This is a genomic window from Lentilactobacillus sp., from assembly GCF_040773105.1.
GTDB lineage: Bacteria > Bacillota > Bacilli > Lactobacillales > Lactobacillaceae > Lentilactobacillus > Lentilactobacillus parabuchneri.
This window is the reverse complement of the sequence record NZ_JAXGWW010000006.1, coordinates 1-22,384: the sequence shown is the minus strand read 5'-3', so window position 1 is coordinate 22,384 and position 22,384 is coordinate 1. Positions and strand designations below refer to the sequence as shown.

Sequence of the window (22,384 nt, the reverse complement as noted above, 5' to 3'; positions counted from 1 at the left end):
AATCCGCCGGTTGGAATAATTTGTTTAGCTCTTTCTTCCAATTCTTCCAAATTTAAAATATCAATTTTTTGTTCATTATCATTTTGCTTATATCCATTAACAACAGTCATGACCGTCATACCTCCATATCATTATTGATCATCTACGAAAAGTGTATCACTTACCAAAAGTAAGTCAAAGATTCCGACTATTTTTTTCGTTTCTCACGATCAGTGCCAGAATTTATGGCCATTCGGACACTTAAAATCCACGAAAAGATTACAATATGAGTATCAGCAACTATTTACGTCATTGGGGGTGACGGCTTGAAGTTTACAAGAGACGAACTCATTAAGTTCGCAAGTCAGGATAAATTAGTTATTGTTAATCAGCCGTTTAACAATCCTGCTCATCATAATCGAATCATTTTTGATGCCATCCGTAATGCTAAAAATAATAAGATCTACGCACTCATTTACGAAAAGGACCATTCTTTATATCTGGATCTGAAATGTCGCATCGAACAGGCCGATAACTTAATCGAAACCTCGGCCTACATTACACCTGGTCAACACTTTGACAAACAACATTGGATTACAGTTAACGTTAACCTTGTTAATTCCCAATCAGAATTAAGACAACTGATCAATATGAGTTATCGGCTAACCGTTTAGGAAAGCTTGATCTGAATCCGGTTTTCATTAACTTAATGATCTTTTTTAGCACTTTAAATAACAACATTTGAGAATTGTTTCATGTGAAACAAAAATGGGACTGTGACAAAACTAACAGTTTTGTCCACAGTCCTATTTTTATGCTACATCACTAAAACATGTACGAATAATCAACTATTCATCATCCGAAGTCGAACCTTGATCATCGTTTTGCTCCGAGTCATCAGTTGGCGCGTCGGCATTGGATTGTCCGTCCTTTGCCTGGTCCTCTTCTGAATCGTCTTCTTTTTCAACTTTCGCCATTGTTGCAACTTTGGCACCATCCGTCATTCGAATCAAATGAACACCAAGCGTTGCTCGACCTGTTTGAGAAACATCTTCAACACCGAAGCGAATCATGACGCCTTGGTCCGTAATCAGCATAATGTCTTCTTCACCGGTAACCGTCGTTAAACCAGCCAATGGCCCATTCTTTTCGGTAATATTAGCGGTCTTAACACCTTTTCCACCACGACCCTTAACAGGGTAATCAGCAGCTGGGGTTCGCTTACCATATCCATTTTCGGAAATGATAAAGACTTCACTGTCAGGTTTCAAAATATCAGAGCCGACAACATAATCGTTTTCGCGGAGCCGGATTCCTCTGACACCGGTTGCTGAACGACCCATGGACCGGACAGCAGCAGCGTTAAAACTAACCGCATAACCAAGGTGCGTTCCAATAATAATATTTTGATCTTTGTCCGCAATTAAAACGTTGCTGACCTGATCGCCATCCTTCAGGTTAATGGCCTTTAAACCATTGCTGCGGATATTCGCAAAGTCTGAAACCAATGTTCGCTTAACGGTTCCCAGCAAAGTCACAAAGAACAGATCTTTTTGAATATCGTTATTCTTGTCAGAAACGTTGATAATGGCTTGAATCTTCTCATCATTACCAATGTTTAACAAATTAATAACCGGAATTCCCTTAGCGGACCGACCATATTCAGGGATTTCGTATCCCTTCATGCGGTACACTTTTCCAGCATCCGTGAAGAATAACAAGACATCATGAGTCGAGGTTGAAACCAAGTGTTCCACGAAATCATCGTTATGAACACCCATCCCTTGAACACCACGACCACCACGGTTTTGAGCTTTGAACTCAGAAGTTGGCAATCGCTTAATATAGCCATTATGCGTCAATGAGATGATGACGTCTTCTTCTTCAATCAGATCTTCGTCTTCAAGACTCAACACTTCGCCGACAAGCAATTCAGTTCGTCTTGCGTCACCAAAGCGATGCTGGATCTCCAATAATTCTTGATAAATAATCTCGTTAACGCGGTCGCGACTTGCAAGAATTGCTTTATACTCTTCAATATCTTTCATCAATTGATTATATTCTTTATCAATCTTTTCGCGTTCCAGTCCGGTTAAACGAACTAAACGCATGTCCAAGATCGCCTGAGCTTGTTTATCATCCAGACCGAAACCCTCAATCAATTGATTCTTGGCAACATCACCTGTCTGTGACCCACGGATAATTTTGATAATTTCGTCGATGTGGTCAAGGGCAATTCTTAATCCTTCGAGAATATGTGCCCGTGCCTGAGCCTTATTTAACTCATACTTGGTCCGTCGTTGAATAACTTCAACTTGATGATCCAAATAATAATTTAAGATCTCTTTTAAGCTGAGAATTCTTGGCGTGCCTTTAACAATTGCCAGCATATTAAAGCTGAATGATGTCTGCATCAACGTCAATTTGTACAAGTTGTTTAAAATAACTTCGGCACTGGCATCCCGGCGGACATCAATAACCACCCGCATCCCTTCACGGTCGGACTCATCATTAATATCAGTAATGCCTTCGATTCGCTTGTCGCGAGCTAATTCGGCAATTCTTTCAATTAATTTCGCTTTGTTGACCATGTATGGCAATTCGGTTGCAATAATTCGCTGCTTGCCACCGGATTCACCTTCAATTTCAACTTTGGCACGAACAATAATCGTTCCCTTACCAGTCTCATAGGCTTTCCGAATTCCGGATTTACCCATCACAACCCCACCGGTTGGAAAATCTGGACCAGGCAATACTTCCATTAAATCAGCAGTTGTCGCATCCGGATTATCCATCAAGACGTGAATGGCACTGATGACTTCCGCCAAATTGTGAGGGGGAATATTGGTCGCCATTCCAACAGCGATTCCGGAAGCCCCGTTAACCAGTAAGTTGGGAAAACGAGCTGGTAGGACAACAGGCTCCCGCTCTGTGCCATCGTAGTTGGGTTGGAAATCAATCGTATCTTTATTAATGTCACGGAGCATTTCCATGGCAATTTTACTTAATCGAGCTTCGGTATAACGCATTGCAGCTGCGCCATCACCATCAACTGAACCAAAGTTTCCGTGGCCATCAACTAACATGTAACGGTAACTAAAGTCTTGGGCCATTCGAACCATTGACTCATAGACAGCCGTGTCGCCATGGGGATGGTACTTACCTAAAACATCTCCAACAATTCTGGCTGACTTTTTATAAGGTTTATCTGGAGTAACACCCAGTTCATGCATATCGTACAAAATACGACGATGAACAGGCTTTAAACCATCACGAACATCTGGGAGCGCACGGGCAACGATCACACTCATTGCGTAATCCAGAAATGACGTTCGCATTTTTTTGGAAAGATCAACGTTGGTTACTCGACCAGCGATTGGTTCGTCTTGGTTGTCATTATTCGCCAAATCATTTACCTCCATTCATGGGTTTCGGTGGTATGTTTCATGTGAAACAATTTTTTCTGTGGGTTGAATTTGCGTAAATTATTGCAATTTAACTTTTACAAGGTAACAAATGCTTGCCACACTCAACTTTAAACATCCAAATTCTCCACAAACGTTGCGTTATCTTCAATAAACTCACGTCTTGGTTCCACCTTGTCACCCATTAACATCGAAAATACCTGATCAGCTTCAGCAGCATCCGAGGATTCGACTCGTAACAAGTGTCGGTTTTCTGGATTCATCGTTGTGTCCCACAGCTGTTCAGCATCCATTTCACCTAAACCTTTGTATCGTTGGATCACTGGCTTAGGTGATGGCTGCAAGGTGCCTAAGAAGGCATTCAAATCATCATCGGAATCAATGTACCGTGACATCTTTCCCTGACGAACTTGATACAGTGGTGGCTGAGCAACATAAACATAGCCGGCATCAATCAACGGCCGCATGTATCGATAAATCAGTGTCAGCAATAACGTCTGAATATGGGCACCATCAACATCCGCATCGGTCATGATAATCAGCTTGTGATAATTGATTTTCGATAAATCAAAATCTTCACCAAAGCCGGTCCCCATTGCTGTAAACAATGAGCGAATTTCTTCATTCGCCAAAATCCGATCCATGCTGGCTTTTTCAACGTTCAAAATCTTTCCACGAATTGGCAAAATTGCTTGCGTTAATCGTGAACGACCTTGCTTGGCTGAACCGCCGGCAGAATCCCCCTCGACGATAAATAATTCTGAAATTTTCGGATCTTTACTGGTGTTATCAGCTAACTTACCAGGTAAGTTGCTAATTTCCAAACCGCTCTTTTTCCGCGTAACTTCTCGGGCACGTTTGGCAGCTGAACGGGCTTTTGATGCAAGCAACCCCCGGTCAACAATCTTGCGGGCCATCTTAGGATTTTCCATGAGGAACTTAGTGAAGTGGTCACTAAAAATTCGGTCGGTTACTGTTCGGGCATCGGAGTTTCCTAATTTGGTTTTAGTTTGTCCTTCAAATTGAGGATCGGGATGCTTGATGCTGACAACTGCCGTGGTCCCTTCACGAACATCTTCTCCGGAAAGGTTCGGTTCATTGTCTTTTAATAGCTTATTCTTGCGGGCATAATCATTGATGACACGGGTTAGCGCCCGTTTGAACCCTTCTTCGTGGGTTCCGCCTTCATAGGTATGAATGTTGTTCGTAAAGGTCATCAACGTATTGTGATAATCGTTTGTGTATTGAATGGCTACTTCAACGGTGATGCCATTCATCACGCCTTCAACATAGATTGGCTCATCCAATAACGTTTCTTCGCTGTGATCCAAATATTCAACGTAATGTTTAATACCACCTTCATACATAAAGTCCTGTTCTGTGGGCTTGTCTGGGCGAAGGTCTCTGACAACAATCCGCAGCCCTTTATTCAAGAAGGCCAATTCACGAAGACGGGCAGTTAAAACCTTAATGTCATAGGTCGTTGTTTCACGGAAAATATCAGGATCCGGCAAGAAATGAACTTTGGTGCCGTGAAGATCATCTGAGACTTCTCGAACAACCTTCATCTGGGTATGAACATGGCCGCGGGTAAAGTCCATGTAATAGACTTTTCCGTCCCGGGTGACTTCAACATCAAGTTCTGAGGACAGCGCATTAACGACTGAAGCCCCAACACCATGCAGTCCACCAGAGACCTTATATCCGCCGCCGCCAAATTTACCGCCGGCATGCAGGATGGTAAAAACAGTTTCCAAAGCGGGTTTTCCGGTCTTTTTTTGAATATCGACAGGAATTCCCCGACCATCATCGGTGACGGTAATACTATTGTCCTTTTCGACGGTTACGGTAATCTTCGTCGCAAATCCAGCCAGCGCTTCGTCAATTCCGTTATCAACGATTTCCCATACTAAATGGTGAAGTCCTTGTGAACTGGTGGTCCCGATATACATTCCGGGCCGTTTGCGGACAGCTTCCAAACCTTCGAGAACCTGAATCTGGCTCGCATCGTATTCATGGGCCAATTCTTTTTTAGTTTCTTTTTTGTCAGCCATTTCGTTTCTCCTTCGCTATTTTTCCAAAGTAACCTGACCTTCATTAATCCTGAAAATTCGCGGATTGGTCAATAATTCCTGCTGAACGCCACTTAAGCTTGTGGTCGTCAAAAACGTTTGCACCTTATCTTGAATTGCCGTCAACAAATGGGTTTGTCGGAAATCATCAAGTTCAGACAAAACATCATCCAGCAACAGTATTGGGTATTCGTCAGTTTGTTCTTTCATCAAATCAATTTCGGCCAGCTTCACCGATAAGGCAGTCGTTCGCTGTTGTCCCTGAGAACCAAATGACTGGACCTCTTTTTCATTAATCACAAAATGCAAGTCATCGCGTTGTGGACCAATTAATGTGGTCATTCTTAGGATTTCTTTTTCTTTAATCTTGGAAAACTGTTTCAATAAATTCTGATAAATTGATTCCACTGACCCCAATTGGTCTTGATCGACCGCGGTTCGATAATCGAATTTGAGCTGTTCTTTTCCCTGAGAAATTTCGGAATGAACAGCTTGAGCGTATGTCTCCAACTTTTTAAGTAATTGGAGTCTTTGAAAAATAATTTCGGCACCATAAGCCGAAAGCTGATCGGACAAGACATCCAAGTAGACCCGATCAGATTGTTTTTTATGATGCAAATCTTTTAAATATCGATTTCGTTGCTTCAATATTTTCTTGTACTGGGTGGAATTGTAAAGATAACGGTTACTCATTTGCGCAAATTCCATATCCATAAATCGTCGCCGAACTTGTGGTGCCCCTTTGACGATTGATAAATCCTCGGGCGCAAATAAAATCACGTTCATCTGACCGATATAACTGGATAGCTTCGCTTGCTCCAAATGGTTAACTTTAGCCCGTTTGCCCTTGGCACCTAAATCAAGTTCGATGGGAACGGTTCCCAGACGCTTTTGAAGTTTTCCCTTAATCTGTGCTGTCTGGCTTTGCCAATTGATCAATTCTTTTTCATTATTGGTTCGATGGCTCCGTGTTAACGCCAGCACATAAATCGCTTCAAGAAGATTTGTCTTTCCCTGGGCATTCTCGCCAAGAAAGACGTTGATGCCATCAGAAAACTTTAACGTCTGATCAACATAATTACGAAAATGGTGAAGCTCAATTTCCGTTAACTTCATTCATTTTCCTGCTTTGAGTGAATAAAAAATAAGCCAACGTCAGGGACTTCAACATGATCGCCATCATATAACTTTCGACCACGGCGATTGTCAGGTTCGTCATTGACATTAACTGCAGTTTCTCTTAAGAACCATTTGGCTTGACCTCCGCTAGCGATAATTGATTCTTCTTTTAGCAGTTGTCCAAGAGTGATGTAGGGACTATCAATAAAAACATCTTTTTTCACAATTTCACCCACCTTTTTACTTCTTTTATTATACCCCTTTCATTACTAAAAGTACACGCCGATAACGATTCTTGGGCATTCTGAGCACTTTTAAAGACTTTTGATATTTTTGCATCAAATTGACGAAAATTGCTAAAAAGAACGTATATGGACTTCTAGCGCTTTTTAAGGACGGAAATCAAGTTCAAGCCAAAATTCAAATGTGGCTGACTCCCAAATCACAAATTAGGCAACGATTATTTCACAAAATGAAGGCAGAAAAAAACAACTCCCAGAATGTGGTGGGAGTTGTTGGTTAATTTTATCTAAAACGTTCTGATTGGTGTAATTAACTGCACGAAGCTGTCGCTGTCTTCGGTTGGCGTTAATGTAAATGGTCTTAAAGCCGACGTGAAATCAATGTTAATGGTTGATTGACTGAAGGAGCGCAGGGCATCTTTCATGTAATCAGGGTTGAATGAAATTTCCAATTGGTTACCCTCGAGATTCTTAGGTTCCAAATCTTCTTCAACATTACCAACATCTGGAGAGTTGCCATAGATGGTCACGGATTTCTTGTCAGGATCGACCGTAATTTTGACCACGTTGTTTCGGGATTCGTGAGAAAGTAAGGATGCCCGTTCGATAGCAGCCAATAATTCTGGTGCATCAAAAGCAACCCGCGTGTCATAAGAATCAGGAATCAACCGGGTTGTGTCAGGATAGTTTCCTTCCAGTAGTCGGGAGTAAAACAAGGTATTGCCAATTGTAAAGAGGGCTTGGTTTTCGGTAACGGTCAAAGTGACAGCTTCTTGAGTATCGTCGATCATTCGGGACAATTCAGTCAAGCTCTTTCCAGGAATCACAAAGTTATAAGCCCCTTCAATCGGTGTTTCCAAGGTAACTTTACGTTGGCTCAAGCGATGACTGTCAGTAGCAACCGCCATGACGTGATCTTCTGAGATCACAAAATGAACCCCGGTTAATATTGGTCGACTTTCTTGATTGGAAACGGCGACAACTGTTTGACTGATAATTTGTTTGAAGAGATCAGCCGCCAAAGGAATTGAGTCGTTGGTTTGGATTTCAGGTAAGTGTGGATAATTGTTGGCATCCAAACCATTAATCGTGAAGGATGATTGTCCTGAAGTGATCATGGTCTGGAAGTTTTCACCAACTTCAAGGGTAATTGTATCTTTAGGTAATTTTTTGACGATATCTGTAAAGAAACGAGCAGGCAACACAATGGCACCTTCTGATTCAATAACCAGCATGTTGTCTGGATCGTCTGCCTTTAAGGTTGTTTCAATAGAAATATCGGCATCACTACCTGTTAATACTAATCCATCCGGACCGGCAACGATTTTTAACCCTGTTAAGATTGGAATTGTTGTCTTTGTTGAAATGGCTCTGGAAACGGTGTTAAGTCCCTTTGTAAATGCTGTTCGACCAATAGAAAATTTCATACGTTAAATCAACCTCCCGGAAAGTGTTAGTAATATATATTAATTAATAAAAGAAAAAGAAGTAATAGTAGGGCATGTGGATATTGTGGATAACTTTTCACAAGTCTTTTATCCCCAGCGATAATCCTGTGGATAAAACTGTGCACAACTTATTTACTTCTCAGTTATTTATCCACAACCGATTATACCATTTTAGCTGAGTGCACTTTTGATATCAGAAATTTCTTTTCGTAAATCAGAATCTAATTTAATGATTTCGGCAATTTTGTCGCAAGCATGAATCACAGTTGTGTGATCTTTGCCGCCAAATTCTTTGCCAATCTTTGGTAATGAATTGTTGGTCATTTCCCGTGACAGGTACATGGCGATTTGTCGTGGCATGACAATTGATTTCATGCGCTTTTTGCCCTTTAGATCATTAATTGAGATGTGGAAGTAGTTGGCCACTTTGTTTTGAATGTCAACGATGGACAGCTCACGGTTGTCCTTACTTAATTTAAGTCCCCGAAGTGCTTCGTAAACCAAGTCGGTGGTGATCGGCTCATCCTTTAACTTGGAGTAAGCCTGAACGCGTGACAAGGCGCCTTCAAGTTCGCGGACGTTTGAATCAATTTGTCCGGCGATATAAGTCAAGGTATCGTTTGGAATCACTAAGTTATCCAACTCAGCTTTATTTTTAAGAATGGCAATTCTAGTTTCCAAATCTGGTGGCGTAATGTCGACAGGCAGTCCCCAGGCGAAACGGGAAACCAATCGTTCCTGAAGCTTTGGGATTTCTTGTGGGACCCGATCAGATGTCAATACGATTTGTTTGTCGTTATTGTAGAGATCGTTAAATGTATGAAAGAACTCTTCTTGAGTTCCTTCCTTTTGGGCAAAGAACTGAATATCATCGACCATCAAGATATCGACGTCACGGTATTCACGGCGGAACTCTTCCGTTCGATTGGTTTGAATGGCGTTGATAAAATCGTTGGTGAAGGCCTCGCTGGTCACATACTTAACGTTTGTTTCGGGATGATCTTCCAGTCGCTTATTGCCGATCGCCTGCATTAAATGGGTTTTCCCCAAGCCAACACCGCCATAAAAGAATAGCGGATTATAGAGCTTTCCAGGTTCTTCAGACACAATTAAAGCAGCCGCGTGGGCCATTTGGTTCCCTTTTCCAATGATAAAGTTGTCAAACGTGTAATTCGGATTGAGATGATTTTCCTTGCTGAACGAAAACTCATCTTTATCCGAATCATCTGCTGAATGGTTATCCACAGGTTTTGCTTTATCTTCTTTATTAACGTCCGAATCCAGAATAAACTTTGGCTCGATGTTGCCCTTTGTAATGACGAAGGCATACTCAACCAAGTTTGGTACCAATTGGTTTTTCCAGTAATCCCGATGCAATTCAGAAGGTAAAGATAACGTCAGTGTGGATCCATCAAAGCTGATCGGTTTGACTGGTTTGATCCAGGTATCATATGTAAGGTCAGTGGTGTTGCTTCGGAACTGTTCACTTAACTTTTGCCATAATGAATCCTTATCTAACACTTTGAATTCCCCCTCTGTTTTTAAGTCGTTGAAATGAAATGCAAATTAATTTTAGCATTCCACAGAAAAGTTTTCCACAGGCAAAAAGGACCTGTGCATAATTGTTTCACAGGAGTGGAGAAAAAAGATAACTTCCCTGTTGATAAGTGGAAAAGTGGGTTGAAATACAGGCTAATTCACAGCTGACTGTGCATAACTAAAAGCGATAACATCGGCTTTGTGGATAAAAAACAGTCAGAAATCCACAACTTGTGGATAACTTTTAAAACAGTGTGTGATTCTGTGGATAACCTTGTGTAAATCTCTAAAATCGACTATCATAATTTAAGCGGTTATCCACATAAGTTGTTCATGAAACAAATTTTTAATTATTTTTGATTTCAGGGAATAGGTAAAAGACTATTCCATTAGTGAACAAATTATGTTAATATATTTGGGAAATGCATTTGAACATATTGTAATTAAATGCTTAAACGCGACTTCAGAAGTAAAGGAGGATTTCATAATGAAAAGAACATACCAACCAAAGAAGCGTCATCGCGCTCGCGTTCATGGCTTCCGTAAACGAATGAGTACCAGCAATGGTCGTAAAGTCTTAGCTCGCCGACGTCAAAAAGGTAGAAAATCATTGTCTGCATAGACCACTGACCATTCAGTGGTCTTTTTCATTTATTTTTCAAAAATCTGTGGAGATGGATCATGCGAAAATCGTATCGAGTCAAAAAAGAGTCTGAATTTCAAAAAGTTTTTGAAACTCACAACTCGGTTGCAAATCGTCAATTTGTTGTCTATTCACTGGACAAGCCTCATCAATTACATTTTCGCGTCGGTATTTCTGTTGGTAAGAAGATCGGTAATGCGGTACATAGAAATTGGGTTAAGCGGCGCATCCGCCAATCCCTATTAGAATTAAAGCCCTATTTACGGCAGGACGTCGACTTCATTGTGATTGCTCGACCAGCAACCGATCAGATGTCGATGCAAGATGTTAAATCCAGCTTAATTCACGTACTCAAGTTAGCTAAACTAATCGATCCCAACTACGATAGTGAGGAAAAAAGTTGAAAAAGAGAATAAAGAAAATACTGGTACTACTCTCGTTAGTGAGTTTAACAGTAGTGCTTTCCGCTTGTAGCAACAAGCCCATAACTGAACACAGTACAGGTATTTGGGATGGCTGGGTTGTTTTGAACTTCTCGCGGGCCATCATCTGGTTATCCAAGTTCTTCAGCGACAACTACGGAATGGGAATTATCATCTTTACCATCCTGGTTCGAATTGTGATCTTGCCGTTGATGATCTATCAAACCAGAAGTATGAGAAAGACCCAAGAGGTTCAACCTCAACTGAAGGCTTTGCAGAAGAAGTATTCATCAAGGGATGCTGCTACTGTTCAAAAACTGCAAGAAGAACAAAAGAAGTTGTACGCCGAAGCAGGGATTAACCCACTTGCCGGCTGTTTGCCATTAATCGTTCAGATGCCAATCCTGTTCGCGCTGTACCAATCAATCTGGCGGACGGATATTTTAAGAAGTGGAACGTTCTTCTGGCTGCAACTTGGGCATCCGGATCCATATTTCGTCTTACCTGTCCTGGCTGCCTTGTTCACGTTCATTTCTTCATGGCTGGCAATGAAGGGTCAACCGGAATCCAACTCAATGACAACGATGATGACGCTGGGAATGCCAGTCTTCATTTTGATCATGGCCGTTAGCTTGCCATCTGCCTTGTCACTGTACTGGGTAATTACCAACGCCTTTCAGGTGGGTCAAACCTTGGTTATTCAAAACCCTTGGAAGATTCGTCGGGAACGTGAAAAGAAACAGCGTGAAGAGCGCGAAAAGCAACGGGCAATTAAAAAAGCCGTTCGCCGTGCTAAGAAGAGTAAACGTAAATAATGAATTATCCTACCTGATGAGATCGTTTTGATTTCGTCAGGTTTTTTTGTGAATGAAATGAATGAGGAGCATATTAAACTGTGTATTGAATATCGAGGTGGATTGAATGAAAAACATTGTGATTGCATCGGACTCATTTAAAGGCAGCTGCACCTCCATGGAAGTAGCTGATTATTTAGCGCAAGGCATTCAGACGGCTAAAAGTGACGTCAAAATAACTAAAATCGCCCTTGCTGACGGCGGAGAAGGAACCGTACAAGCGATTATAAAGGCCACTGACGGCAAATTGATCACTTCGAAGGTATCTGGTCCTACTGGCCGTCAAATTGATGCCCAGTGGGGGTTAATTGACGCTCAGACAGCTGTGATTGAAATGGCTGCCGCCGCCGGCTTCGCTCAAGATAAGACAGAAGATGCGGCCATTAAGTCAACGTTTGGGGTCGGAGAACTGATTGTGGCCGCCTTGGACCACGGTGTTTCAAAAATATATCTGGGTCTTGGCGGCAGTTCAACCAACGATGGCGGTGTCGGGATGGCTCAAGCGTTGGGTGCACATTTTTTGGATGCTCAAAGTCATGAAATCGGTCCAGGGATTAGCGGGCTGGCAGATTTAGCGAAAGTTGATTTTAGTCAAATCGATCCACGCATTCGTGAAGTGAATGTGGTCGGCTTATCTGACGTGGACAATCAATTAACAGGACCAACCGGCGCCACCGCCGTCTTTGGCCCACAGAAAGGCATTTTGCCCGGCCAAATTGCCGAGGATGACCAACGATTGGCTCATTTGGCAAAACTGACGACGGCCGCTGTTGGGCGTGATTTTTCAATTAATCCCGGTTCCGGTGCGGCTGGCGGACTTGGATTTGGCGTCTTGGCATTTCTTGGGGGTCGATTGATGTCTGGGATTGAAGTAATTATGCAGTTAACCCATTTAAAAGCAATCATGAGTGACGCAGCGTTGGTTATCACCGGAGAAGGGCGTATCGACCAACAGACGCTCAACGGAAAGTTGCCCCTCGGTGTTGCCAAGCTGGCCAAGCAGGCGGCAGTTCCGGTGGTGGCCGTCGCGGGAAGCCTCAGTGGCGATTTGCGAGCTGTTTATCAACAGGGATTTGATTTGCTGATATCGACGACGACTTCGCCAATGAGATTGCAAGATGCAATTGCCCAAGGCCCTAATTTAATTCGCGCGGCAGGATATCGGATTGGCAAAATTTTACAGTTAAAAACACGGTTTGAAGACAAATAAATCGACGATCATTTCACGCCTAATTGGCTGAGATGATCGTCGATTTTTTAGTCCTTGCATTATTATTTCGTCTATATGTTGACTTGCTCTATAATACCGTTATCAATATTAATAGGGGATGGGTAGATGGAACTTGGATCTTTAGCAGAGTGGGTGACTGGACTCGCCGAAATTATTGCGGTGGTCACCGCTTTATTTTTACCTCAATTTCAAAAGCGGGGGCAAATTAAATTTAAACGTAAACGAACTAAAAATATCATTTTGCGGTCCACCAAAACACTGTTAGGAACTAATAAACTGACTGACGATGATACCACTTTCAAAACATTTAAGGCGTATGTTGCAATTAATCAATTGTTGACCACTGATGCAAAACAAGAAACGCTGCTTGAGATGGGGGCCTCGATTATTCAAATCCTGAATAACGGAACTCAACTTAATACAGATCAAATTCAGCAAATCGACCAACTGGTTAAAGATGTCGAAAATTTTCATATTTAACCGATTGATGCCTTTTGAAGAGTCAATTTATTGATATCTCATTCCGCCATCGACCAAGATGGATTGACCCGTAATATAGGCGGCGTCAGGGGATGCAAACCAGGAAACAACTTTTGCGACGTCATCAGGCGTTGCCTCTCTGCCCAGTGAGATTTCACTGAGGCAGTTTTTTTGTTGCTCTTGAACTGAAATGCCCTTGATTTCTGCCGTACGTTTATCAATTCCGTCTCTTAATGGAGTTCTGACAATCCCGGGGTCGTAAGCATTAACTGTAATTTGGTCTTTTGCCAACTCTTTTGAGGCGGCTTGGGTGATACCACGGACACCAAATTTTGAAATTGAATAAGCACTTTGAAGCGCGGATGCCTCGACTCCGGCAAGGGAAGCAGCGTTCACGATTCGACCGCCCTTTCCTTGTTTTTTAAACTGTTCTGCGGCCGCCTGAGTTCCCCAATAGGTTCCTAACAGGTTGACGTCTAATAATCTGCGGATGTCTTTTTCTTTTGAATCGACAATTTCATCGATAAAGGCAACGCCGGCGTTATTGACGTAGACACCTAATTCACCGAGGTCTTTAACTGCTGAATCGACCAAATCAAAAACGCTTTGGCGATCGGCCACGTCGACATGATAGAACTTGGCGGAATACCCGGCCTTAACAAGATCTTCCGTAACCTTTTTGCCGGTATCGGCATTAATGTCAACTACTGCGATTGCAAAGCCATCCTTTGCGAGTCTGTGTGCGACCCCTTCTCCAATTCCCTGTCCAGCACCTGTTACAATTGCTAATTTTGCCATTTTCTCCACCCCTGTTTTTATATTAAAGTCCACATAAAATTAAAAACGCTTCTGCAGTATAGACTGCAGAAGCGATTAACACGTTACCATTCTGTTTTGTTCAACGATTGCCCGTTAAACCTCAACAACCACCGTTAAGATGGTGTGTCTGCTAACGGGGACCTTTCCGTTTGCTGCTCATTGACTCCAACTCACAGCGACCAATCCTCGGCCATGTTCATTTAGGTTGAATATTGGCTTTCAGCACCGCCAACTCTCTGACAAACAACCAGCAACTACTTACCGATTCATTTTGTTTAACAAATTATCATTTAATTAGAGTCGAATATAGCAGTCATTTTTTTGTTTGTCAAACGTTTTTAATCAACCGAATGCGGATTGCTTTGCTGACTAACCGGGTAGCTCATAACATCGGCGTCCAAAATATCGTATTGTTTCATCAATGCATGTTCAACTTTTTCACCAATTGCATAGGCGGTTCTCAGATCGGTATCATCAGCTAAGTAAATCCCAATTTTCATTACAATTTGGTCACCTAGCCATCGCGGTTCGATCCCTTGGATGCCAAGGACGCCCGGAATGGTGCTGATGGTTTTGCTGTAACGGTCAATATCTTTTGGATCAAACCCTTCTGTTAGTCGCATAATTGTCGTCCGAAAGATGCTGATTGAGGCGTGAAGAATCAAACAGCCGACAAGTAAAGTTGCCACACCATCTAACCATTGCGCACCAAGGTAGGCGCCACCAATTGAGAGAAACGTCCCAAAACTGGTCCAGGCATCACTTTTAAGATCCTGGCCAGAGGCCGTTAAAGCTTGGTTTTTCAGTTGTTGACCCTTAAGGGAATTGTATTTGGCGAGAATTGAAATGATGATGGCGGCGATCATACTGACGCCGAGTGACCAATAATTGGGTCGAATGGTGTGTCCGGCAAAAAAGCGCTGAACAGCAAATGCGCCGTCTACAAAAATCTGGATACTAACTGCAAACATAATCGTGGCTGACAATAGCGCCGCAATATTTTCGTATTGCCAATGCCCCATGACGTGGTTGGAATCGGGTGGGCGTTTGGAAATTTTTAAGCCGGTGATTAAAATGGCAGCCCCACAAACGCCAGTTAGATTATTTAACCCATCGGCAATTAAGACAGAAATTTGAGCCAAATATCCGATGATGAGTTCAGCGACCATTATTGATGAGTATGCACCGAGATTAATCCAGGTGATTTGTTGGGCCTCTTGAAGTTTACTAAGACGGTGCTGGCGGTCAATTTGAATGTTTCGGCCGGCGTCATATTGATTTGTATTCGCCATGTTATCACTTCCCAAAATCGAAAACCAGAATTGGCTATGGTCTGTGGTTAGTCTTAATTTAAAAATCGCATTTTCAATAAAATGTTGCTAACACCTATTATATCGAGTTTGTTAAGTTTTTGTTCGCTGACGATTTCAAATGTGACAAATCATTTAAAGTTTGCGTTTAGTTTGCGTTTTTAGCCGGAAACCGTTTATTAATGCGCGTTTTTATGCTATTATTAACCAGTTAATTCAAATAAAGGGAGTTTATTATGACAATTTACTCTGGAAAAACCATCCAAGACGCCGTAGAACAGGGTTTAGCCGCTTTATCACTCACTTCGGACCAAGTTGAAGTCAACGTTATTCAACAGCCTAAGAATGGATTCTTAGGTATCGGTCGCAAACCAGCCAAGGTTGAACTTACACAAAAAAATAAGCAAGAACAAATTAAACCAAATAACCAGCCACAGCCAACTGATGAAGAAGTTGGCGCAGCACCATCTGAAACTGAAGATAGTTCAATTGATTTAGAAGATGTTTCTCAAAAGTTAGCCAACTATTTAAACGATGTCCTTGTTGCAATGGGGTTTTCGTTCAAGTTAAAGCTGGACTTGAAGAGCAAGCACGCCATTTATATCGATATTGATACCGACCAGGAAAGCCGACTCATTGGCAGACATGGCCGCACGATTAATGCGCTCCAAAATCTATCTCAGATTTTTATTAACCGTCTCGGAGCCAACAACGTCACCGTTGAATTGGATACCGCAAACTATCGCGCACGTCGAAGCGAGTCATTGATTCAGCTGGCTGATAAGACTGCGCGTAACGCCATTGCCAATGGCAAACCGGTCTATTTGAACCCAATGCCGGCGTTTGAACGTAAGCAGATCCATAATGCTTTGGCCGATAACGACCACGTCATGACCTATTCAACCGGTAAGGAACCTCATCGGGTAATTGTTGTTGCCCCAAAATAGTTCTCAAAACCAATTGACAAACCGATTGGATTAAAATATTATGTAGTTAATCATTCTTATCTTAACTAGGTAAAGTAGTCAAAGTGCTTTATCCATGTCAGTTTATTTGGCATGGAGTGGCGCTTTTTTTGTGCTTTAAGATAGAATTTTTGGTTTAATAACGTCACTATTCAATTTTTCGTGGAGGGAAGCTTAATCATGGTTTTAACAACAACAGAATTTGATACGATTGCGGCTATTTCGACTCCGCCTGGTGAAGGTGGGATTTCAATTGTCCGAATTAGTGGTGAAGAGGCGCTTAACGTCGCCAAAAAGCTTTATCGCGGTAAAGACCTTGATCGGGTTGCCAGCAATACCATTAATTATGGTCATATTGTCGACCCGGAAACCAACGAAGAAGTCGACGAAGTGATGCTTTCTGTTATGAGAGCTCCCCACACCTATACTGAAGAAGACATCGTTGAAATTAACTGTCATGGCGGTATTGTGTCGACCAACCGCATTCTTCAACTGGTGCTGAGTTACGGTGCTCGGATGGCAGAACCCGGTGAATTTACCAAGCGGGCCTTTTTAAACGGTCGAATTGATTTATCACAGTCTGAGGCCGTGATGGATCTGATTGAAGCCAAGACGGATCGCTCGATGAAGGCGGCTATCAGCCAGTTGGACGGTAACTTATCTCACTTAATCAAGCATTTGAGACAAGATATTTTAGACGTATTGGCACAAGTTGAGGTCAATATTGACTACCCTGAATATGACGACGTCGAAACCATGACCAGCAAGTTGCTGAGAGAAAAGGCCAACGACGTTCATGGTCGAATTGTTCAGTTATTGAAAACCGCCAAACAAGGCAAAATTTTACGTGAAGGGTTGGCAACGTCAATTATTGGCCGCCCAAATGTTGGCAAATCAAGTTTATTGAATAATTTGCTTCACGAAGATAAGGCAATTGTCACTGACGTGCCGGGAACCACCCGCGACGTTTTGGAAGAATATGTCAATGTCCGTGGAGTCCCGTTGAAATTAGTTGATACTGCCGGTATCCGAGATACAACTGACAAAGTAGAAAAAATCGGGGTTGACCGGTCCCGAAAAGCGATTAATAGTGCTGATTTGGTTTTACTGGTTCTTAACGCGAGCGAGGAACTGACCGACGAAGACCAAAAACTACTCGATATTACAAAGGACAAACAGCGAATTATCATTCTTAACAAGACTGATTTGCCGGTCAAAATTGATATGAGCCAAGTCCAGCAAATGGCTGGCGGCAATAATGTGATTTCAACATCAGCGATTAAAGATGACGGCCTCACCCAATTAGAAGAATTGATTGCTAAAATGTTCTTTGATGAAGGAATCGAGAGTAGTCAAAACGATGTGATGGTCACAAATGCCCGCCACATTGGGTTGCTTAATCAGGCCAAACAGGCATTGGAAGATGTCATTAAGGGTCTGGATGACGGCATGCCGGTTGATTTGGTCCAAATCGACATGACCCGCTGCTGGGATACGTTAGGTGAAATTACCGGTGATAGTTACCAAGATGAATTAATTGATCAGCTATTTAGTCAATTCTGTTTAGGAAAATAACTTGTTTCACATGAAACATTTGGAGGAAATACTGTTGAAGAGTTTACGAGTAAGCGATGTTAAGCAAAAATATCGCGGCCAGGATTTTGATGTTATTGTTGTCGGTGCCGGTCACGCCGGCTGTGAAGCTGCTTTGGCTGCTGCCCGGATGGGAAACAAGACCTTACTGATCACGATCAATTTGGATATGGTTGCTTTTATGCCCTGTAACCCATCAGTGGGTGGCCCGGCTAAGGGAACGGTTGTCCGTGAAGTTGACGCTTTGGGTGGCGAAATGGGTAAAAATATTGATAAGACCTACATTCAAATGCGAATGTTAAATACCGGAAAAGGGCCCGCTGTTCAAGCGCTCAGAGCCCAGGCGGATAAGCACGCCTACCATGCTGAAATGAAGCATACGATCGAAAAAGAACCGAACTTGACCCTGAGACAGGGAATTGTTGATTCGTTGATCGTCGAAGATGGTGTTTGTAAGGGTGTTGTCACCAATACGGGTGCTGAATGCTATGCCAAAGCCGTTGTGATTGCCGCTGGAACTGCTGCCCGCGGAAAAATTATTATTGGCGAGTTGATGTATGCTTCTGGCCCGAACAATTCCCAACCAGCAGAGAAGCTTTCTGGAAATTTAGAGGCGCTGGGCTTTGATTTGGAGCGGTTTAAAACCGGAACACCACCCCGGGTTGATGGGACAACCATTGATTATTCCAAGACTGAGGAACAACCAGGCGATGAAAATCCTCATCACTTTAGCTTTGAATCTTCTGATGCCAATTATTTGGCAGTTAAAGATCAACTGTCATGTTGGTTGACATACACCAATGAAACGACCCATCAAATCATCCGTGAGAATTTGGACCGGGCCCCGATGTTTACCGGTGTCATCGAAGGGGTCGGACCCCGATACTGTCCGTCAATTGAAGATAAAATTGTTCGGTTTGCCGACAAGAGCCGTCACCAATTGTTCTTGGAGCCGGAAGGTCGAAAGACTGAGGAATGGTACGTGGACGGCCTCTCCACTTCAATGCCGGAAGAGGTTCAACAAAAAATGATTCATTCAATCGTCGGCCTTGAAAATGCCCAGATGATGCGTCCAGGTTATGCGATTGAGTATGATGTGGTTGCCCCTTATCAATTAAAGCCGACTTTGGAGACTAAAGTTGTTAAGAATCTCTTTACAGCTGGACAAACCAACGGAACTTCAGGTTATGAAGAAGCCGCTGGCCAAGGGTTGATTGCCGGAATTAACGCCGGCCGCCGTGCTTTGGGTAAAGGGCCGTTTGTCTTAAAACGAAATGAAGCTTACATTGGTGTGATGATTGATGACTTGGTGACTAAAGGCACAAAAGAGCCGTACCGACTGCTGACAAGTCGTGCAGAGTATCGTTTATTGTTACGAACTGACAATGCGGATATGCGATTGACCGAAAAAGGTCATGAAATTGGATTGATTTCTGATGCGCGTTACGCGCGATTCTTGGAGAAAAAACAAGCCATTGAAAATGAGCTGCAACGTCTGAGTACGATTCGAATTAAACCATCCGATGACGTGAACGCCTTCGTTCAAGAACACGGTGATAAACCACTTCAAGACGGTGTTCTGGCATCCATTTTTCTACGGCGCCCATACGTCGACTATCAGACTTTGATGCGGTTTATTCCAGCATCCGACCAGACGCCGGATCGCCATGTGATCGAACAAGTGGAAATTCAAACCAAGTATGCCGGCTATATTAAGAAGGCTGAGCAAAGTGTTGAAAAAATGAAGCGAATGGAAGCCAAAAAGATTCCCGATCGCATTGATTATGATGCGATTGACGGGATTGCCACTGAGGCGCGTCAGAAGCTCCAAAAGATCCATCCCCAAACAATTGCCCAAGCATCCCGGATTAGTGGTGTTAATCCCGCTGATATCGCGATTTTGAGTGTTTATATTCAACAGGGTAAGATTAGTAAGCTGGCCCAATAAAATTTCGGCTAAATAAACAGGAACTGCCAGGACAAGTCTCGTTGACTTGTTCCAGCAGTTCCTGTTTTTATGATCCGTTAAATTGTGAACGTTTATTGTGGATGGTGCTAAACAATAACAGGCTGAGTCCCATACAGGTCATAATTGCGACGGCCATCGGAAGATAGGTGTTGGTTCCCATGAGGCCCACTAAAGGCGACATGAGGCCACCAATCGCGTTTTGAGACAAGCCCAGCATTGCTGACAGACCCCCATTATTATGCAGTGTCAAGTTCATGATAATCGAAGTCGTTAGTGTAAATAACATACCAAATTGAGTTACTGTCAGAAAAACGAGGATAATGACGAGTGGCAGATTGTTCAAGAATAATGCGCTCAAGGTTAGTAGGATAGACGTTAAAAACGTACTTGTAAGAATGACTTTGGTTTGACCGGCCTCACTAAAGCGACCGGCTAATGCACCTGGGATTGCCGAACCAACGGCAATTCCAATACCATTTAATGCGTACAGGAGACTAAATCCCTGAACTGACATGTGGAAGAAGTTTTGGAAGACAAACGAGGATGCGGAAATATAACTAAACAGCCCACCAGATACTAATCCGGTTGCGATAATTAAGCGGACGAACTTGGAATTTTTAAGCAGTTGAAACATTCGGCCAATTGATTTCCCGGCGCCACCTTGAATTCGTTTTTCAACCGGTAAGGTTTCCTTAACTCCCAACCAAAGGGCAATTACGAGAATAAAGCCAATGGCTGCCAGCAAAATGAAGATCCCCTGCCACTCAACGTAGCGAATCATGAAGCCGCCAATCACAGGTGAAATCACCGGGAAAATGCCGTTTACAGCAGATAACAGTGAATAGAACTTAGTCAAAAGCGGCCCTGAAAACAAATCGGACGCAATTGCTCTGGATAGTACTTGGCCACTTGCACCGGCGAGTCCCTGGATAAATCTGAGTAAAATGAGCAGGTATGCTGAGTGGCTGTATGCGATCATCAACGATACGAGACCGAAGATAAAAAAACCGACCATTAAGGGTTTCTTTCGGCCATATTTATCACTTAAGGGTCCTGAGATCAATTGCCCCAACGCAAGACCAATTAAACAGGCACTTAAAGATAGCTGAATGAGTGAAGGTTGAGCGTGCAAGTCGCGCGTCATTTCCGGCAGGGCCGGCAAATATAAATCGATTGATAGTGGCCCAGTGGCGCTGATGGTTCCTAGAATGAAGACCAGCCAAAGCTGATTTTTTAATTTTGGTTTTGATGTCATGTCGTTACCTCTATATTTACAAATGGCGTGATACAAAATATCATACAGGGTGATTTTAAGATGAGCAATAAATTAGGGTTATGTTAATTATCAGCTAAAAGATTGTCATGGCGGGCAAATGTGATAAAATTAATATCGATTGCGTTAACTATCCGTTATGGATCATACGCATTCCTAATTGTGTCCTTCATAAAGGAGTTTCTAAATGAAAATTATTAAAGAAATACTCAGTTGGGTTATCCCGATTATCGTCGGACTGGTCGTTGCACTGCTGATTCGGCAGTATGTGTTCACCTTCGCCCGCGTTGACGGCCCTTCAATGGAACCTAACTTGGTCAACAAAGAACGGTTAATTGTTTGGCGGCATGCCAAAGTTAAGCATTTAAGTGTAATCGTGTTCGATGCCCACGGTGAGGATCCGACCGCAACCAAGCCCAAGACCGACTACGTTAAGCGGGTCATTGGACTGCCTGGCGATACGGTTTCCAGTAAAAACGGGAACCTTTATGTGAATGGCAAGGTGGTTCCGCAAAAATTCATTAGTATGAGTGAACGGACAACGGGTACCGGTAACTGGAACTTGAAGTCCTTATCTAAGAGTTGGGATAAAAATACCAACGCCACAAAGGTTCCAAAGGGCGAGTATTTTGTCCTGGGAGACCACAGAAGCGTGTCTAACGATGGCCGTTACTGGGGATTTGTTCCTAAGAATAAAATTACGGGTGTTGCCAAGACCTTCTTCTGGGAAACCAACAAAACAAAACGAACAAACGTGAATAGTTTGGGCTACTAAAACAATCACATACTAAATAATCTCACTAAAAGAGTAAATACGACATCTTTTAGTGAGATTTTTTTATTTGTTGTACGAAATAATTTTTGGTTCAGAAGTGACATCAAGGATGGTAATGCTGCCATTTTGGGGTTGCTCAACAAACGGCACGTCTTTTGAATATAAAGAAGCCAAGTTCCGAAGAAAAGTTCCATGTGAAACAACGATAGCGGTTTGACCGTCCTTT

Annotated in this window: 19 protein-coding genes and 1 pseudogene; 10 read left to right on the top strand and 10 right to left on the bottom strand. The window is 42.7% G+C overall.

What is annotated here, in order from left to right:
• Positions 1 to 110: pseudogene (locus AB3112_RS00850) on the bottom strand (L-lactate dehydrogenase); the annotation flags it as partial.
• Positions 111 to 305: 195 nt separating this feature from the next.
• Between AB3112_RS00850 and AB3112_RS00845 the strand changes: the two are divergent.
• Complete coding sequence (locus AB3112_RS00845) at positions 306 to 653, top strand: MmcQ/YjbR family DNA-binding protein (protein WP_179136523.1); 348 nt, start codon at positions 306 to 308, stop codon at positions 651 to 653.
• Between the two features lie 174 nt (positions 654 to 827).
• On the opposite strand, the gene gyrA is transcribed toward AB3112_RS00845, so the two are convergent.
• The 6 genes from gyrA to dnaA all read right to left on the bottom strand — a co-directional run bounded on the left by gyrA (position 828) and on the right by dnaA (position 9,806).
• Positions 828 to 3,401, bottom strand: coding sequence for a DNA gyrase subunit A (gyrA, locus tag AB3112_RS00840; protein ID WP_084998201.1), 2,574 nt, complete (start codon positions 3,399 to 3,401; stop codon positions 828 to 830).
• Between the two features lie 113 nt (positions 3,402 to 3,514).
• Positions 3,515 to 5,458: a DNA topoisomerase (ATP-hydrolyzing) subunit B gene (gene gyrB, locus AB3112_RS00835; protein ID WP_057909431.1), complete on the bottom strand. Its 1,944-nt coding sequence runs from the start codon at positions 5,456 to 5,458 to the stop codon at positions 3,515 to 3,517.
• Between the two features lie 15 nt (positions 5,459 to 5,473).
• Complete coding sequence (gene recF, locus AB3112_RS00830) at positions 5,474 to 6,592, bottom strand: DNA replication/repair protein RecF (protein WP_057911147.1); 1,119 nt, start codon at positions 6,590 to 6,592, stop codon at positions 5,474 to 5,476.
• Entirely contained in the window at positions 6,589 to 6,819 is a 231-nt protein-coding gene (yaaA, locus tag AB3112_RS00825; RefSeq protein ID WP_171031881.1) for a S4 domain-containing protein YaaA, read from the bottom strand. Before yaaA ends, recF begins: the two co-directional genes overlap by 4 nt.
• 305 nt (positions 6,820 to 7,124) lie before the next feature.
• Positions 7,125 to 8,264 (bottom strand): DNA polymerase III subunit beta, encoded by a 1,140-nt coding sequence (dnaN, locus tag AB3112_RS00820; protein WP_084973762.1) that lies wholly within the window; start codon positions 8,262 to 8,264, stop codon positions 7,125 to 7,127.
• A gap of 192 nt (positions 8,265 to 8,456) precedes the next feature.
• Entirely contained in the window at positions 8,457 to 9,806 is a 1,350-nt protein-coding gene (dnaA, locus tag AB3112_RS00815) for a chromosomal replication initiator protein DnaA (protein ID WP_084998205.1), read from the bottom strand.
• 505 nt (positions 9,807 to 10,311) lie between these two features.
• On the opposite strand from dnaA, the gene rpmH reads away from it, so the two are divergent.
• From rpmH to AB3112_RS00790, 5 genes are all read left to right on the top strand, one after another.
• Positions 10,312 to 10,446, top strand: coding sequence for a 50S ribosomal protein L34 (gene rpmH, locus AB3112_RS00810; RefSeq protein WP_013729124.1), 135 nt, complete (start codon positions 10,312 to 10,314; stop codon positions 10,444 to 10,446).
• A 59-nt stretch (positions 10,447 to 10,505) separates the two neighbouring features.
• Positions 10,506 to 10,871, top strand: a complete 366-nt coding sequence (rnpA, locus tag AB3112_RS00805; RefSeq protein ID WP_057909436.1) for a ribonuclease P protein component — start codon at positions 10,506 to 10,508, stop codon at positions 10,869 to 10,871.
• On the top strand, positions 10,868 to 11,704 hold the full coding sequence (gene yidC, locus AB3112_RS00800; protein WP_057909437.1) for a membrane protein insertase YidC: 837 nt from the start codon (positions 10,868 to 10,870) through the stop codon (positions 11,702 to 11,704). The genes rnpA and yidC overlap by 4 nt, the downstream gene beginning before the upstream one ends.
• A 106-nt stretch (positions 11,705 to 11,810) precedes the next feature.
• Positions 11,811 to 12,953, top strand: coding sequence for a glycerate kinase (locus AB3112_RS00795; protein ID WP_084973766.1), 1,143 nt, complete (start codon positions 11,811 to 11,813; stop codon positions 12,951 to 12,953).
• Between the two features lie 126 nt (positions 12,954 to 13,079).
• Positions 13,080 to 13,454, top strand: a complete 375-nt coding sequence (locus tag AB3112_RS00790) for a hypothetical protein (protein ID WP_084973768.1) — start codon at positions 13,080 to 13,082, stop codon at positions 13,452 to 13,454.
• A gap of 27 nt (positions 13,455 to 13,481) precedes the next feature.
• Here the strand turns inward: AB3112_RS00790 and AB3112_RS00785 are convergent, their stop codons facing one another.
• Together AB3112_RS00785 and AB3112_RS00780 are read right to left on the bottom strand one after the other, a co-directional pair.
• Positions 13,482 to 14,252 (bottom strand): acetoin reductase, encoded by a 771-nt coding sequence (locus tag AB3112_RS00785; protein WP_084998208.1) that lies wholly within the window; start codon positions 14,250 to 14,252, stop codon positions 13,482 to 13,484.
• 359 nt (positions 14,253 to 14,611) lie between these two features.
• Positions 14,612 to 15,565 carry a cation diffusion facilitator family transporter gene (locus AB3112_RS00780; protein ID WP_057909440.1) on the bottom strand — a complete coding sequence of 318 codons (954 nt, stop codon included), beginning with the start codon at positions 15,563 to 15,565 and terminating at the stop codon, positions 14,612 to 14,614.
• Positions 15,566 to 15,819: 254 nt separating this feature from the next.
• Here AB3112_RS00780 and jag point away from each other — a divergent pair, with 254 nt between their 5' ends.
• The 3 genes from jag to mnmG all read left to right on the top strand — a co-directional run bounded on the left by jag (position 15,820) and on the right by mnmG (position 20,089).
• Complete coding sequence (gene jag, locus AB3112_RS00775; protein ID WP_084973772.1) at positions 15,820 to 16,530, top strand: RNA-binding cell elongation regulator Jag/EloR; 711 nt, start codon at positions 15,820 to 15,822, stop codon at positions 16,528 to 16,530.
• A gap of 198 nt (positions 16,531 to 16,728) precedes the next feature.
• Positions 16,729 to 18,123: a tRNA uridine-5-carboxymethylaminomethyl(34) synthesis GTPase MnmE gene (gene mnmE, locus AB3112_RS00770; protein ID WP_367333825.1), complete on the top strand. Its 1,395-nt coding sequence runs from the start codon at positions 16,729 to 16,731 to the stop codon at positions 18,121 to 18,123.
• 10 nt (positions 18,124 to 18,133) lie between these two features.
• Positions 18,134 to 20,089: a tRNA uridine-5-carboxymethylaminomethyl(34) synthesis enzyme MnmG gene (gene mnmG / locus AB3112_RS00765; RefSeq protein ID WP_099046989.1), complete on the top strand. Its 1,956-nt coding sequence runs from the start codon at positions 18,134 to 18,136 to the stop codon at positions 20,087 to 20,089.
• 67 nt (positions 20,090 to 20,156) lie between these two features.
• Here the strand turns inward: mnmG and AB3112_RS00760 are convergent, their stop codons facing one another.
• Complete coding sequence (locus AB3112_RS00760; RefSeq protein ID WP_057909444.1) at positions 20,157 to 21,365, bottom strand: multidrug effflux MFS transporter; 1,209 nt, start codon at positions 21,363 to 21,365, stop codon at positions 20,157 to 20,159.
• Positions 21,366 to 21,570: 205 nt separating this feature from the next.
• Here AB3112_RS00760 and lepB point away from each other — a divergent pair, with 205 nt between their 5' ends.
• Positions 21,571 to 22,158, top strand: a complete 588-nt coding sequence (gene lepB / locus AB3112_RS00755) for a signal peptidase I (RefSeq protein ID WP_057909445.1) — start codon at positions 21,571 to 21,573, stop codon at positions 22,156 to 22,158.
• Positions 22,159 to 22,384: the final 226 nt, after the last annotated feature.

What these genes read in the sequence shown, in the direction of transcription:
- gyrA (WP_084998201.1), bottom strand. Translation starts at nt 3,401, where the DNA reads ATGGAGGTAAATGATTTGGCGAATAATGACAACCAAGACGAACCAATC.
- gyrB (WP_057909431.1), bottom strand. Translation starts at nt 5,458, where the DNA reads ATGGCTGACAAAAAAGAAACTAAAAAAGAATTGGCCCATGAATACGAT.
- recF (WP_057911147.1), bottom strand. Translation starts at nt 6,592, where the DNA reads ATGAAGTTAACGGAAATTGAGCTTCACCATTTTCGTAATTATGTTGAT.
- dnaN (WP_084973762.1), bottom strand. Translation starts at nt 8,264, where the DNA reads ATGAAATTTTCTATTGGTCGAACAGCATTTACAAAGGGACTTAACACC.
- rpmH (WP_013729124.1), top strand. Translation starts at nt 10,312, where the DNA reads ATGAAAAGAACATACCAACCAAAGAAGCGTCATCGCGCTCGCGTTCAT.
- rnpA (WP_057909436.1), top strand. Translation starts at nt 10,506, where the DNA reads ATGCGAAAATCGTATCGAGTCAAAAAAGAGTCTGAATTTCAAAAAGTT.
- AB3112_RS00795 (WP_084973766.1), top strand. Translation starts at nt 11,811, where the DNA reads ATGAAAAACATTGTGATTGCATCGGACTCATTTAAAGGCAGCTGCACC.
- AB3112_RS00790 (WP_084973768.1), top strand. Translation starts at nt 13,080, where the DNA reads ATGGAACTTGGATCTTTAGCAGAGTGGGTGACTGGACTCGCCGAAATT.
- AB3112_RS00785 (WP_084998208.1), bottom strand. Translation starts at nt 14,252, where the DNA reads ATGGCAAAATTAGCAATTGTAACAGGTGCTGGACAGGGAATTGGAGAA.
- AB3112_RS00780 (WP_057909440.1), bottom strand. Translation starts at nt 15,565, where the DNA reads ATGGCGAATACAAATCAATATGACGCCGGCCGAAACATTCAAATTGAC.
- jag (WP_084973772.1), top strand. Translation starts at nt 15,820, where the DNA reads ATGACAATTTACTCTGGAAAAACCATCCAAGACGCCGTAGAACAGGGT.
- mnmE (WP_367333825.1), top strand. Translation starts at nt 16,729, where the DNA reads ATGGTTTTAACAACAACAGAATTTGATACGATTGCGGCTATTTCGACT.
- mnmG (WP_099046989.1), top strand. Translation starts at nt 18,134, where the DNA reads ATGAAACATTTGGAGGAAATACTGTTGAAGAGTTTACGAGTAAGCGAT.
- AB3112_RS00760 (WP_057909444.1), bottom strand. Translation starts at nt 21,365, where the DNA reads ATGACATCAAAACCAAAATTAAAAAATCAGCTTTGGCTGGTCTTCATT.
- lepB (WP_057909445.1), top strand. Translation starts at nt 21,571, where the DNA reads ATGAAAATTATTAAAGAAATACTCAGTTGGGTTATCCCGATTATCGTC.